The sequence below is a fragment of the Microbacterium jejuense genome (assembly GCF_039544225.1).
Classification (GTDB): domain Bacteria; phylum Actinomycetota; class Actinomycetes; order Actinomycetales; family Microbacteriaceae; genus Microbacterium; species Microbacterium jejuense.
Genome location: NZ_BAABLG010000003.1, coordinates 561,356 through 573,810, shown reverse-complemented (window position 1 = coordinate 573,810; position 12,455 = coordinate 561,356). Strand labels below are relative to the sequence as shown.

15 protein-coding genes are annotated in these 12,455 nt (G+C 70.4%); 7 read left to right on the top strand and 8 right to left on the bottom strand.

What is annotated here, in order from left to right; translation table 11 throughout:
- Positions 1-131: 131 nt before the first annotated feature.
- Positions 132-1,001 carry an alpha/beta fold hydrolase gene (locus ABEA46_RS07170; RefSeq protein WP_345543692.1) on the bottom strand — a complete coding sequence of 290 codons (870 nt, stop codon included), beginning with the start codon at positions 999-1,001 and terminating at the stop codon, positions 132-134.
- A 192-nt stretch (positions 1,002-1,193) separates the two neighbouring features.
- Here ABEA46_RS07170 and ABEA46_RS07165 point away from each other — a divergent pair, with 192 nt between their 5' ends.
- On the top strand, positions 1,194-1,544 hold the full coding sequence (locus ABEA46_RS07165; RefSeq protein WP_345543691.1) for a metallopeptidase family protein: 351 nt from the start codon (positions 1,194-1,196) through the stop codon (positions 1,542-1,544).
- Positions 1,545-1,607: 63 nt separating this feature from the next.
- On the opposite strand, the gene ABEA46_RS07160 is transcribed toward ABEA46_RS07165, so the two are convergent.
- Complete coding sequence (locus tag ABEA46_RS07160; protein WP_345543690.1) at positions 1,608-2,936, bottom strand: flavin monoamine oxidase family protein; 1,329 nt, start codon at positions 2,934-2,936, stop codon at positions 1,608-1,610.
- Positions 2,937-3,004: 68 nt separating this feature from the next.
- On the opposite strand from ABEA46_RS07160, the gene ABEA46_RS07155 reads away from it, so the two are divergent.
- Positions 3,005-4,669, top strand: coding sequence for an ABC-F family ATP-binding cassette domain-containing protein (locus ABEA46_RS07155; RefSeq protein WP_345543689.1), 1,665 nt, complete (start codon positions 3,005-3,007; stop codon positions 4,667-4,669).
- Between the two features lie 12 nt (positions 4,670-4,681).
- Here the strand turns inward: ABEA46_RS07155 and ABEA46_RS07150 are convergent, their stop codons facing one another.
- Complete coding sequence (locus tag ABEA46_RS07150; protein ID WP_345543688.1) at positions 4,682-5,032, bottom strand: LysR family transcriptional regulator; 351 nt, start codon at positions 5,030-5,032, stop codon at positions 4,682-4,684.
- Positions 5,033-5,192: 160 nt separating this feature from the next.
- Here ABEA46_RS07150 and ABEA46_RS07145 point away from each other — a divergent pair, with 160 nt between their 5' ends.
- The 4 genes from ABEA46_RS07145 to ABEA46_RS07130 all read left to right on the top strand — a co-directional run bounded on the left by ABEA46_RS07145 (position 5,193) and on the right by ABEA46_RS07130 (position 8,155).
- Entirely contained in the window at positions 5,193-5,984 is a 792-nt protein-coding gene (locus ABEA46_RS07145; protein WP_345543687.1) for an SDR family oxidoreductase, read from the top strand.
- A gap of 26 nt (positions 5,985-6,010) precedes the next feature.
- Positions 6,011-6,904, top strand: a complete 894-nt coding sequence (locus tag ABEA46_RS07140) for an RNA polymerase sigma-70 factor (RefSeq protein WP_345543686.1) — start codon at positions 6,011-6,013, stop codon at positions 6,902-6,904.
- Entirely contained in the window at positions 6,901-7,320 is a 420-nt protein-coding gene (locus ABEA46_RS07135) for a sigma-70 family RNA polymerase sigma factor family protein (RefSeq protein WP_345543685.1), read from the top strand. The genes ABEA46_RS07140 and ABEA46_RS07135 overlap by 4 nt, the downstream gene beginning before the upstream one ends.
- 76 nt (positions 7,321-7,396) lie before the next feature.
- Positions 7,397-8,155 (top strand): SDR family oxidoreductase, encoded by a 759-nt coding sequence (locus ABEA46_RS07130; RefSeq protein ID WP_345543684.1) that lies wholly within the window; start codon positions 7,397-7,399, stop codon positions 8,153-8,155.
- A gap of 73 nt (positions 8,156-8,228) precedes the next feature.
- On the opposite strand, the gene ABEA46_RS07125 is transcribed toward ABEA46_RS07130, so the two are convergent.
- Positions 8,229-8,453 (bottom strand): putative acetyltransferase, encoded by a 225-nt coding sequence (locus ABEA46_RS07125; protein ID WP_345543683.1) that lies wholly within the window; start codon positions 8,451-8,453, stop codon positions 8,229-8,231.
- Entirely contained in the window at positions 8,447-9,952 is a 1,506-nt protein-coding gene (locus ABEA46_RS07120; RefSeq protein WP_345543682.1) for an SDR family NAD(P)-dependent oxidoreductase, read from the bottom strand. The genes ABEA46_RS07125 and ABEA46_RS07120 overlap by 7 nt, the downstream gene beginning before the upstream one ends.
- A gap of 25 nt (positions 9,953-9,977) precedes the next feature.
- Here ABEA46_RS07120 and ABEA46_RS07115 point away from each other — a divergent pair, with 25 nt between their 5' ends.
- Positions 9,978-10,397 carry an NUDIX hydrolase gene (locus ABEA46_RS07115; protein ID WP_345543681.1) on the top strand — a complete coding sequence of 140 codons (420 nt, stop codon included), beginning with the start codon at positions 9,978-9,980 and terminating at the stop codon, positions 10,395-10,397.
- Positions 10,398-10,407: 10 nt separating this feature from the next.
- Here the strand turns inward: ABEA46_RS07115 and ABEA46_RS07110 are convergent, their stop codons facing one another.
- The 3 genes from ABEA46_RS07110 to ABEA46_RS07100 are packed head-to-tail and all read right to left on the bottom strand — an operon-like array spanning position 10,408 to position 12,392.
- Positions 10,408-10,947, bottom strand: coding sequence for a YaeQ family protein (locus ABEA46_RS07110; protein WP_345543680.1), 540 nt, complete (start codon positions 10,945-10,947; stop codon positions 10,408-10,410).
- 3 nt (positions 10,948-10,950) lie between these two features.
- The gene (locus ABEA46_RS07105) at positions 10,951-11,526 is read right to left on the bottom strand and encodes a hypothetical protein (RefSeq protein ID WP_345543679.1); all 576 of its coding nucleotides are present in this window, start codon (positions 11,524-11,526) and stop codon (positions 10,951-10,953) included.
- Positions 11,527-11,564: 38 nt separating this feature from the next.
- The gene (locus tag ABEA46_RS07100) at positions 11,565-12,392 is read right to left on the bottom strand and encodes an inositol monophosphatase family protein (protein ID WP_345543678.1); all 828 of its coding nucleotides are present in this window, start codon (positions 12,390-12,392) and stop codon (positions 11,565-11,567) included.
- Positions 12,393-12,455 lie beyond the last annotated feature (63 nt).

Genomic DNA, 12,455 nt, shown 5'->3' with positions numbered 1-12,455 from the left:
TTAAGGCCTCAACTTCCGCGTAATCACGCGGAAGTTGAGGCCTTCGTTCGTTGTCGGTGAGGCGGCTCGAAACCGAATCGCCCACAAATCGACCACCGACTTCTGACGCATACAGGTCGAGATCGGCTCGATCAATGGAGGCGGCGCCGCGTCGGAGTCGCTGGGGGGCTGCCCGCGACCTCGTCGTCCAGGAACGCGGCGAGGCACTCCGCCACGACGTGCGGGGAGTTCTCATCGGGGGCATTGTGGTCCGCCCCTTCGAGCATCTCGACGTGCGAGTCCAGGATGATGCGACTGAGTGGGTCGAGAACTCCGGTGAGATAGGTCGGAGTCTTGGTGCCCCCGATCAGGAGAGTCCTCGCCGTCACCTCCGCGTAGCCCGCCCCGTCGGAGTCGCACCGGAGAACCTCGCTCAGCTCCGGGGGAGTGGTGGGCATGAGATCTCGCATCTCGGCACCGCTCTTGCCTCGCACCATGAGTGCAGCCAAGACCTGGAACACGAATCGCGGGGTCGCATCGGGCAGGGGCGTGCGTCGGGTGCGCTGTAGGAAGAGGGCCATGGCGCGTGCGTGCCGTCCCGCCGCGAGCAGCCGTTCGAACTCGGGCAGGAACGACAGATCGAACGATCCGTTCAGCGAGACCGCCGGCTCGTACACCGCCACCCGGTCGAGCGATCGATCCGTGCGGGCCGACTGGAGCGCGATCAGCCCGCCGTAGCTGTGACCGAAGACGAGGCGCGCCCGCTCGGCGCGCTGGACGGTCTGCACATCTTCGATCTCTCGATCGAGACAATAGGCGGGGCCTTGAGCTCCACTGGCGCCGCGACCGCGACGCTCGAGGACCGAGACGGCGAAGCGGTCGGCGAGTTCGCTCGCCAGTCGGGCGTAGTTGTGCGCCATGCGGTTGTTCCCGGGGACGATCACGAGCCCAGGACCATCACCTGTGCGGGTGTAGCCGATGGGGGTGCCGTCGGGCGAAACCGCCGAGCGAAGTTCGGTCATGACAGAAGCGTGCCCCTGAGGCACTGTCACCGCGCTGCCACCGGGTGCTGGCGCTGTCATCGCCCTGTCAGACATCGTCGGGGCCATCGGAGGTCGAGCGTCGGGGCGACCCACGTACCCGCAAGCAGGCTCGCGAGCCCGAGTTCCGGCGAATCGGATCCGTGTCAGCAGAGGTCGCGCACAATAGGTGCCATGGTCGAGATCTCGGACGCGGATTTCGAGGCGATGGTCGCGGAGGAGTATGAGGCTCTCCCCGACGGCATCGTGAGAGGTCTCGAGAATGTGGCGATCCTCATCGCGAACCAGCCCGTGGGCGAGCGACCCAGGCTGTTCGGGCTCTACAGCGGACGCCCGCTGAAGACGCGTGGTGTGTACGGCTACGGGGAGCTCCCCGACCGGATCACCCTGTTCAAGAACAACATGCAGGAGCACAGTGCGGATCTCGACGCGCTCCGCATGCGTGTGCGGATCACCCTCGTGCACGAGATCGGACACTACTTCGGGCTGGACGACGCGCGCCTGCGCGAGCTCGGATGGGCCTAGACCCGGCGCCCGGCGGTGGTCTCGTGCGGCGTGAGTGCCCCGCGCCTCGGCCTGCCTGCCGCCCTACGCGTCGGCCCACAGCCTCTCGATCGGCACCTCGCGACCGAGCAGGTTGACCGCGGCCCGGTGCCCCGAGAGCATCGCGGCGGGGACGGTGGCGGGGTCATCGGTCCAGGTCGCCTCTCCGGCGAGGTGCAGGATGCCGCCGATCGGGGTGGCGAGGTCGTCATGGTCTGCGGTCGTCGAGCCGACGGTCATGTACGCGTACGAGCCGTGCGAGAACGGGTCGTCCTGCCACGCGGTGATGTCGACGCGCGTGGGCTGTTCCACGCGATCGCCGTAGAGGCGGCGCAACTGCGTGAGGACCGAGTCCACGACGTCGGTCTCGGACCAGTCGCGGGTCTCGACCGCGGCGGGCCCGGCAGCGAACGTCAGGAGGGTCGGGACGCCGTGCAACGGAGTCAGGTCGTACCAGGAGTGCCACCACACGCTGTCTGGACCCTGCTGGCGCACGGCGTAGACGTCGTCGTCCCAGAACTTCGCAGGGAAGCGCAGGAAGACCTTCTCGAACGCGTTCATCCGCAGCCGGCCGAGCGCGCCGGCGACCGGCTCGGGCAGCGCGGGCTCGATGACGAAGCCGTCGGACTGCAGCACGCCCACCGGGACCGTCACGACGGCCGTGTCGGCGGTGAATCCACCCCGGTCGGTCGTCACGGCGACGCGCCCGTCAGACCAGTCGACGCGCGCCACGATGTGGCCGAGGCGCACGTCGAGTCCCTCCGCCAGCCGGGCCGGCAGCGCGTCGTACCCGTCGGGGAACACCACCTCGTCGCCGTCGATCGAATCGTCGTCGAGGCCGTGCGCCGCGAGGTCCTCGATCCAGGCGCCGTACTGCTCCTCGGAGCGGTGCTCCAGGTACTCGCGCACGCGCTGCGTCCGCTCGGGGTCCCAGCCCTGCCGGCCGAGCGCCCGCTCGGTCACATCGCGGTAGGAGTCGTCGGCGGCCGAGACGGTCACGACGTCGAGCAGCGCCGAGTCGACGGCGTGGATGTCGTCGATGAAGCCCTGGGCGGCGGCATCCGTCAGTCTCGTCCCGTCGGGTCCGTAGTACGCGATGGGGCGGCTGTCTGGCTGGTAGCCGCCGACGGTGAACTCGACGGTGCGCAGGCCCAACGCGTCGGCTGCCGCGGCGACGGGGCTGCCGACGACGCCGTGGATCCACGACGCGCCGAGGTCGGTCGCGACGCCACCCGTGCGGTCGGTGTGCACGCGCCCGCCGATGCGGTCGCGCGCCTCGAGCACCACCACCCGCCGACCTGCGTCCACGAGCAGCCGCGCGGCAGAGAGTCCGGCGACCCCCGCGCCGACGACGATCGTGTCGAAGTGTTCCACGACCGTCATCCTCGCGCATGACAGGCGCCCGTGCCGAGTGTGCTTCTGCGCGCTGAGAGAATCGACGCATGACCGCAACACTCGTCGCGCGTGGGCTGGCCGGCGGGTACGGCCACCGCACGCTGTTCGACTCACTGGATCTGACCGTCGCCCCCGGTGATGTCGTCGGGGTCGTCGGCGCGAACGGCGCCGGGAAGTCGACGCTGCTGCGCCTCCTCGCCGGCATCGACGAACCGCAGGCGGGCTCGGTGACGTACGCGCCGGCCGACGCGTTCGTCGGCTGGCTGCCGCAGGAGCACGAACGCGTCGAAGGTGAGAGCGTCGCCGGCTACATCGCACGTCGAACGGGCTGCGCGCAGGCGACGAGGGAGATGGATGCCGCAGCCGCCGCACTCGCGGAGCCGGCGCCGCCGCGCGGCGGCGCTGATCCCGCCGACGTCTACTCGGCGGCGCTCGACCGCTGGCTGGCCAGCGGCGCGGCCGACCTCGACGAACGCCTTCCGGTCGTGCTCGCCGAGCTCGGGCTGGACCTCGGCGGGACCCCTGCCGAGCACGCGCTCATGACATCGCTCTCCGGAGGCCAGGCCGCGCGAGTCGGACTGGCGGCGCTGCTGCTCTCACGGTTCGACATCGTGCTGCTCGACGAACCCACCAACGACCTCGATCTCGACGGCCTCGAGCGGCTGGAAGCGTTCGTGCGGGGTCTGCGAGGCGGCGTCGTGCTGGTCAGCCACGACCGCGAGTTCCTCGCCCGCAGCGTCACACGCGTCCTGGAGCTGGATCTCGCGCAGCACTCCAACCGCGTCTTCGGGGGCGGCTACGACGCCTACCTCGAGGAGCGCGAGACTGTGCGCCGCCATGCTCGGGAGAAGTACGACGAGTTCGCCGAGAAGAAGGCCGACCTGGTCGCCCGGGCGCGTACACAGCGGGAGTGGTCGAGCCAGGGTGTGCGCAACGCGATGAAGAAGTCGCCCGACAACGACAAGATCCGCCGCAAGGCCGCGACCGAATCCAGCGAGAAGCAGGCGCAGAAGGTGCGCCAGATGGAGAGCCGGATCGCCCAGCTCGAAGAGGTCGAGGAGCCCCGCAAGGAGTGGCGGCTCGAGTTCACCATCGGGTCGGCGCCGCGGTCGAGCACCGTGGTCTCGACGCTGAGCGCGGCGGTCCTGGAGCAGGGGACGTTCACCCTCGGACCGGTCTCGCTGCAGGTGAACGCCGGTGAGCGCATCGGCATCACCGGGCCCAACGGCGCCGGCAAGTCGACGCTGCTGCGGGCCCTGCTGGGCAGGCAGCAGCCGAGCGCGGGGTCGGCGAGCGTGGGCGCCAACGTCGAGATCGGCGAGATCGACCAGGCGCGATCGCTGCTGGTGGGGTCGCAGCCGCTCGCGGTGGCGTTCGGGGATCTGGTGCCCGAGATGGAGTCCGGCGAGGTGCGGACGCTGCTCGCGAAGTTCGGACTCAAGGCCGACCACGTCGGACGCCCGGTGGGGGAGCTGTCACCCGGCGAGCGCACGCGCGCCGCACTGGCGCTCCTGCAAGCCCGCGGCGTGAACGTGCTCGTGCTCGACGAACCCACGAACCACCTCGACCTGCCCGCGATCGAGCAGCTGGAGCAGGCACTGGAGTCCTACCGCGGCACCCTGCTCCTGGTCACCCATGACCGGCGGATGCTCGACGCCGTGCAGCTCGATCGCCGTTGGCGGGTCGACGCCGGAGGCGTCACCGAGCTGTAGGCCCGCAGCCGCTCAGCGGCCCTGCCTCTTCTTGAACGGCTTCGGCTGCCCCTTCACCACCGGGGCGCGGCCCTTGCCCTTCGACGCCTTCGCCTTTCCGCCCGCCGGTGCCTTCGGCTTCGCGATCGGTGCGGGCGCGTCGGCGATCCGCCGGCGGGCCTCGTCGAGCAGCAGCGCGCCCGGCGCGGTCAGCGACCAGCCGGACTTGCTGCGCGTGAAGAGCGGTTGCCCCACCTCGGCTTCGAGCTTCTCGATTGTCGAGTAGAGCGCCGGCAGCGGCATCCCGAGCGCCTCCGCGGCCCGCGGGACGTGCAGGCCGTTGTCGACGACGGCGACGAACTGCTCGAGCTGGGTGAGCTTCACAGAAGGCCTTTCGCACGCCGGGGCGGCGTCGGATGTCGTGGATGCCCCGCATGACGACCGTACCGGCGAACTTCGCCGAACCTGTCACAACGGCGGGCTCTGCCCGGTCTGAGCTGACGACGCGCGCGTTCCCGCGTGCGATGAGCAGAGAGGGTTCGACATGAGGATCGCTGTCATCGGGGGAACAGGACTGATCGGCACGAGGGTGGTCGCGGGACTGCGGGCGACCGGGCACGACGTCGTCGTGGTCGCGCGGGCCGTGGGCGTGGACTCCTTCACCGGCGAAGGACTCGCCGAGGCGCTCGCCGGGGTCGAGACGATCATCGACGTCTCGAACTCGTCGTACACCGACGAGGCCGGCGCCAGGGAGTTCTTCTCGGGCTCGACGCTGAACCTGATCACTTACGGCGAAGCGGCCGGCGTCCGCCACCACGTCGTCCTGTCGGTGGTGGGAACCGATCGCCTCGCTGCTTCTGAGGGCGGGTACTTCCAGGCCAAGGCCGAGCAGGAGCGCCTGCTTGTCGCATCCGGCCGTCCTCACTCGGTCGTGCATGCGACCCAGTTCTTCGAGTTCATCCGCAGCATCACGGATGCCGCCACTCGGCGCGGCATCGCGCACGTGGCCGATGTCCTGCTGCAGCCGATGGCGGCCGATGATGTCGCCGCGGCGGTGTCGCGCGCGGCGCTCGCGCGCCCGACCGGCACGATCTCGGAGGTCGCTGGACCGGAGGTGTTCGAACTCGGCTACCTCGCGGAGCGCGAGCTGCGGTTCCGCCGTGACGAGCGTGAGGTGGTCGCCGATCCGCTCGCGACGTACTTCGGCGCACGGCTGGATCGCTGGGAGCTGCTTCCCGACCCTGATGCGACGATCGCCCCGACCCGCTTCCACGACTGGCAGACCGACTCGGCCGCCGGACGCGCGGCGCTGTCGTCGGCCGTGGGCGTACTCTGAGTCCGGCGATGGGGGCGGACGGCACGATGGACCAGACCAGCGGCGCTGACGACCTGGCGCAGGCGGTGGCCATGTTCGACGAGCATCGCCGTCGCATCTTCGGAATCGGCTACCGCATGCTCGGCACGGTCGCGGACGCCGAAGACATCGTGCAGGAGACCTGGATCCGGTGGCAGAACGCCGACCGTGACGGCATCCACGATCCGGCGGCGTTCCTCGCGACGATCGCGACGCGGCTCTCGATCAATGCCACGCAGTCTGCGCATGCCCGGCGCGAGACCTACATCGGGCCGTGGCTGCCCGAACCCGTGAACACCGACGACGATCCCGCCCTCGGCGCCGAGCGCGGCGAGGCGCTGCAGTTCGCGATACTGCTCATGCTCGAGAAGCTCACGCCCACCGAGCGTGCCGCGTACATCCTGCGCGAGGCGCTGGACTACCCGTACGAGCGGATCGCCGAGGTGATCTCGACGAGCGTCGCGAGCGCCCGCCAGCTCGTCAGCCGCGCGCGCAAGCACCTGGAGTCGGCCCGCCGCGCCGAGGTGGCCGCCGCCGAGCAGCGGCGCCTGCTCGAAGCGTTCCTGGTGGCCGCGCAGAAGGGCGACGTGAGCGATCTGGAGCGGCTGTTCGCCGAGGACGTCGTCAGCTACACCGACGGCAACGGCGTCAAGCTGGCGGCACGCATCCCGGTCGCCGGTCGCAGCCGGGTGGCGAAGTTCGTCGCCGCCTTCTCGAGCCACTTCTGGACGGGCAAGCGGATCGACTGGATCGAGGTGAACGGGCAGCCCGCGGCGACGCTCACCGAGGACGGGCTGGTCACGACGATCGTGACGGTGACCGCGCGGGAGGACGGCATCCATCAGCTGCTGTGGGTGATGAGCCCCGACAAGCTGGCGAATCTCGCACAGGTCGGGACGTGACCCCGCGGGATCGAGCGGGGTGGCTGCACGGCTCGCCGGAGGGGACGCGGTCGACCCGGGTGCATCATGAGCGCGTCGCCCAGGGACTCCTCGCGGCGGCGGCAGCGGGCGATGCCCGCGGGATGGAGCGGATGCTGCATCCCGGGGCGGCCCTGACCGTGGACGGGGGCGGCCACGTGCCCGCGCCCGGCACCACGGTCGAGGGCGCCACCGACGTCGCCGCGTGCCTCGCCGACGTGCTGCTGGCGACCGGGACGACGCTGCGGATCGAGGCCGTCAACGGCCTGCCGGGCATCATCGTGTGCCGCCGCGGAGCGGTGGTCGGCATCCTCGGACTGCGCGTCCGTGGGCGCCAGATCATCGAAGCCTGGCTCATCGTCAACCCCGACAAGCTCACGCGCTGGAACTGCGACTGAGCTGTCACAGATCCCCTCCCGCTCCTGTCTTAGCTGGTGGGCGCGGAACCGCGCACTCCCGAACGAAAGGCACATCATGGCAAAGATCGTCGTCATCGGAGGCTCCGGTCTGATCGGCTCCAAGGTCGTCGCGAAACTGACCGCGCACGGTCACGAGGCGCTGGCGGCATCGCCCAACTCCGGCGTCAACACGCTGACCGGCGAGGGGCTCGCGGAAGCGCTCCGTGGCGCGGACGCGGTGGTCGACGTGTCGAACTCCCCGTCGTTCGCCCCCGACGACGTGATGGACTTCTTCACGACGTCGACGACGAACCTCATCGACGCGGAACGGGCCGCCGATGTCGGACACCATGTCGCGCTCACGGTGGTCGGCACGGATCGGCCGAACACGATCGCCTACTTCGCCGCGAAGGCCGCTCAGGAGAAGCTGATCCGCGAGTCGGGCATCCCGTACTCGCTCGTGCACGCGACGCAGTTCTTCGAGTTCATCAGCGGCATCGCCGCGGTGTCGGGCAAGGACGAGGCCATCCACCTGCCGAACAACCTCGCGCAGCCGATCGCTGCGGAAGATGTGGCCACGGCGGTCGCGCGCACCGCCGCCGGGGAGCCCCTGGAGGCCGACATCGAGATCGCGGGGCCCGAAGTGATGGGGCTCGACGAGATGGTGCGCCGCGGGCTGACGTTCCGCGAAGACCCGCGCGAGGTCGTCACCGACCCCGAGGCGCCCTACTTCGGCGCGCGGATGGAGGAGCGCACCCTCATGCCGGTGGACGGCGTGCAGGTGTTCGAGACGACGCTGGCCGAGTGGCTGCCGGCGAACCCGCCGCGCAACTGAGCGAAGGCGGACCGAGGCCCGGGGCGCGCAGCGCGCTCCGGGCCTCGGCCGTCCGCACGGGAGCCCGTTCGGCCTACGCCGCGGGATCCGTCCGTGGCCGGCGGGGCGGGGGCGGCGGCGGAACCTCCTTGGCGGCGATGATCGCGCCACGGGGGATGCGCTCGACGCCGCGCTTGCCGTCGACGACGACCGTCGCAGCATCCGCGCTCAGCAGTTGGCCCAGGGCGTCGGTGGCCTGCCCGGTGGGCAGGATGTAACGCACGACGACCCGGCGGCCGGGCTCGGGGAGGTTCACCACGCGCCGGGGGAGTAGTCCTTGAGGAACACGCCGAACAGGTCTTCGCCGGCCTCGCCGCGCACGATCGGGTCGTACACGCGCGCGGCGCCGTCGACGAGGTCCAGCGGCGCGTGGAAGCCCTCTTCGGCCAGACGCACCTTGGTGGGGTGCGGGCGCTCGTCGGTGATCCAGCCGGTGTCGACGCTGGTCATGAGGATCCTGTCGGCCTCGAACAGCTCGCGGGCGCTGGTGCGCGTGAGCATGTTGACCGCGGCCTTCGCCATGTTGGTGTGAGGATGCCCGGGGCCCTTGTAGCCGCGGTTGAACACGCCCTCCATCGCGCTGACGTTCACGATGTAGGTGCGACGTGCGCTGGACGCGGCGAGCGAGGGGCGGAGCTTGGAGACCAGCAGGAACGGGGCGGTGGTGTTCGCCAGCTGCACCTCGAGCATCTCGAGCGGGTCGACCTCGTCGACGCGCTGGACCCACGAGTTGCTGTGGTCGAGGTCGGGGATGAGCCCGCCTGCGTCGATCGCGGTGCCGGCCGCCAGCCGCTCCAGAGAGCTCGAGCCGGCTGCCATGGCCTGCTCGGTGAGCTCGTCGGCGCGCGAGGCGGCGGCGGCGAGGATCGGATGCGCTGTCACCGAGCGCTCCAGTGCCTGCGGATGACGGTCGTTGGTGTGACCGAACGTGACGAGCTCGGGCAGCGGTCCGTTCGGGAGCGGGGCGAGCTCGGCGTCCACGAGCGGCTGGTAGGCGCCGGGGGAGCGGCGCACGGTCTGAGTCGCGTTGTTGATGAGGATGTCGAGCGGGCCGGCCGCGGCGACGTCTTCGGCGAGCCCGATGACCTGGGCCGGGTCGCGCAGGTCGATGCCGACGATCTTCAGTCGGTCGATCCACTCGGCAGCGTCCGGCAGGCCGCTGAAGCGGCGGACCGCGTCACGCGGAAAGCGCGTCGTGATGGTCGTGTGGGCGCCGTCACGCAGCAGGCGCAGCGCGATGTACATGCCGATCTTCGCGCGGCCGCCCGTGAGGAGCGCCCGCTTGCCGGTCAGGTCGGTGCGCGCGTCGCGCTTGGCGTGGCTCATCGCCGCGCAGTCCGGGCACAGCTGGTGGTAGAACGAGTCGACCACCGTGTACGGCTGCTTGCAGATGTAGCAGGCGCGCGCCTTGATGAGGGTGCCCGCGGTGGGCGCGGTCGTCGACGAGGCGATCGGGATGCCGCGCGTCTCGTCGTCGATGCGGTCAGGCGCCCCGGTGGCCGTGGCCGCGACGACCGCCTTGTCGGCGGCGGCGATCGCATCGCGGATCTCGCGCCGGCGGTGACGCTTGACGGCCTTGAACATCTTCGCCGTCGCACGCCGCACCGCGATGAAGTCGGGGTGGGTCTCGTCGGTGCCGGCGAGGTTGTCGAGCACCCGCAGAGCGACCGCCAGATCGTCGGGGTCGATTCCGCTCGGCGGCAGGTCGGAGGGCACGGGCGATTCGGGAGGCACACGTGATTCTACGCCGAGCGACATGCGCACGACCTGTTAGCGTGCCAGGGTGACGACGACCCCGAACCCGGCCGCGACGCCCGTGCGCAGCATCCACGTCTCCGCCGCCGTGATCCTGAACCAGGCGAACGAGCTGCTGCTGGTGCGCAAGGCGGGTACGACCGCGTTCATGCAGCCGGGCGGCAAGCCCGAGCCGGGGGAGTCCGCCGCCGAGACCCTCGCGCGCGAGCTGTTCGAAGAGCTCGGCGTCAAGGTCGAGGCCGAGGGGCTCGAGTCCCTCGGCTCGTTCACGGCCGCCGCGGCGAACGAGCCCGGCTTCCTCGTGGTCGCCGATGTCTTCGTCGCCGACATCGGCGCGCAGCAGCCGATCGTCGCCGCCGAGATCGAGGAGCTCCGGTGGGTCAGCCGTGCCGACGCCGAGCGGCTGGAGATCGCTCCGCTGGCGCGCGAGAACTTCCTCCCCGCGTGAAGGTCGTCGCTCAGGCGGCGGGCTGCGTGCGGATGTCGCTCTCGAGGCTGGTGCCCCCGAGATCGAGGTAGATGCGCCGCTCGGTGACCGACAGCGTCAGCGAGGTGCGCCGCTCGACGAGGGCCGCGGCGGCGTCCACGAACCCGGGATCGAAGCTGTGCAGCAGGATCTCATCGGCGCGGTGGATGCGCTTGCCCGCCCACAGCGCGGCCACCTTGGCGGGGTCGCGGTGGGTGTACACGGCCGTGCGCGCTGCCTGCATGCTCCCGGAGTGCAGGCGTGCGGCATCCGGAGCGCCCACCTCGATCCACGCGGTCAGTGCGCCGGTCAGGTCGCGCACAAGCACCGCGGGCTCGTCGGTCGCCGAGATGCCCTCGCTGAACGCGATGCCCTCCTCGTACTCCAGCAGGTAGGCCAGCACTCGCGTCATCATGAATGCGTCGGTCTCGGAGGGATGCCGCGCCACACGCAGCGACAGGTCCTCGTAGACGCCGCGGTCGACGTCGGCCAGCTGAACCGCGAACGTGTGCATCGTGGCGCCGGTGGCCACGGCTCAGCCCTTCGGCCACTCGATGAGGAGCAGCCCCTGCTTGGTGTCGGCCACCGTCACCTGTCCGTCGGTGAACAGGTACGTCATGCCGTAGCCGTCGTCGTCCGTGACGAGCGCCGTGTCGGGGCTCTCGGTGACGTAGACGCCGCCGTCGGTCTCTTCGAGCACCCAGCCCTCGTCGACCAGTTCGTCCTGCGCGTCCTTCGCCGCATCCTTGGTCAGCTTCGCCCAGCCGTAGATCTGGCCGGAGTCGCTCGCGGGCTGGTCGTAGTTCGCCCACATGCACAGCAGGCCGCCCTTGACCTCGGTGCTGCCGATGTACATCGGCGACTCCCGGGAGGTGACGCCGATGCTCTCGTAGCTGGCCACGACGTCGGCCGTGATGAGGGTCTCGCAGGTCGGGTCGGCATCCGCGGTGGGAGTGGGCTTCGCGGATGCCGTCGGTTCCGCGGCGACCTGGGTCGGTGCCGACGACGTCGTCGGATCGGGGGTCGTCTCGGGCGTGCCCGTGCAGGCCGACAGCGCCATTGCGGACAAGGCGAGGGCAGCAGCGGCGCCGAGAAGGCGGGGTGCGGTCATCGGGGGTTCTCCGTGGGGGATGGGAGGGGCGGGGTGGTTCAGGTCTGGTGGAGCAGATCGAGGTAGGCGTCGTGGAGCACGCGGTTGGTGGCCAGCGATGAGCGCTCCGACACGGAGTCGTTGCCGTCGAAGGAGGTGAAGCGTCCGCCGGCCTCGGTCACGATCGGGACGAGAGCCGCGATGTCGTACTCCTTGACGTCGAACTCGGCGACGAACTCGAGGCGGCCTTCCGCGAGCAGCATGTACGGCCAGGCGTCGCCGTACCCGCGGTCGCGCCACACCGAGGAGGTCAGGCGTTCCAGCGCGTCGAGCTTGCCGGCATCCCGCCATTGCCCGATGCTCTGGAAGCTCACGCTCGACGCGCCGATCGTGTCGACGGTCGAGACCGCGAGGCGCTTCGGCTCGCCGTCGGGTCCGTCCGTCCACGCACCGAGTCCGCTCGCCGCCCACCAGCGGCGGCCGATCGCGGGCTGACTGGCGACGCCCACACGGGGCACGCCGTCGATCGAGAGCGCGATGAGGGTCGTCCACATCGGGATGCCCTTGAGGTAGTTGGCAGTGCCGTCGATCGGGTCGATGATCCACTGCCGCGACGAGTCGCCGGTGACGCCGAACTCCTCGCCGAACACGCCGTCGCCGGGGCGCTCGGCCTCCAGCAGCGTGCGGATCGCGCGCTCGGTCGCGAGATCCGCCTCGGTGACGTGCGTCGCGTCCGCCTTCAGGCTCACATCGAGGTCGTCGGCGTCGAAGCGGGACATGGATGCCGCGTCCGCCGCGTCGGCCAGACGCATGGCGAGTTCGAGATCAGGCCGGAGGTCCCCGTCGTACGGCGCGTCGAACGTCGGGGCGGAGGATCGGGTGGTCACGGGACCAGGATACCGGGGCCTCTTCCGTCTCGATTTCATCTCCGGCGAATCCTCATGTAATGT

Excerpts from the sequence above, each read along its gene's own strand:
- ABEA46_RS07170 (WP_345543692.1), bottom strand. The coding sequence starts at position 1,001 with ATGACCGAACTTCGCTCGGCGGTTTCGCCCGACGGCACCCCCATCGGC.
- ABEA46_RS07165 (WP_345543691.1), top strand. The coding sequence starts at position 1,194 with ATGGTCGAGATCTCGGACGCGGATTTCGAGGCGATGGTCGCGGAGGAG.
- ABEA46_RS07155 (WP_345543689.1), top strand. The coding sequence starts at position 3,005 with ATGACCGCAACACTCGTCGCGCGTGGGCTGGCCGGCGGGTACGGCCAC.
- ABEA46_RS07145 (WP_345543687.1), top strand. The coding sequence starts at position 5,193 with ATGAGGATCGCTGTCATCGGGGGAACAGGACTGATCGGCACGAGGGTG.
- ABEA46_RS07140 (WP_345543686.1), top strand. The coding sequence starts at position 6,011 with ATGGACCAGACCAGCGGCGCTGACGACCTGGCGCAGGCGGTGGCCATG.
- ABEA46_RS07130 (WP_345543684.1), top strand. The coding sequence starts at position 7,397 with ATGGCAAAGATCGTCGTCATCGGAGGCTCCGGTCTGATCGGCTCCAAG.
- ABEA46_RS07120 (WP_345543682.1), bottom strand. The coding sequence starts at position 9,952 with ATGTCGCTCGGCGTAGAATCACGTGTGCCTCCCGAATCGCCCGTGCCC.
- ABEA46_RS07105 (WP_345543679.1), bottom strand. The coding sequence starts at position 11,526 with ATGACCGCACCCCGCCTTCTCGGCGCCGCTGCTGCCCTCGCCTTGTCC.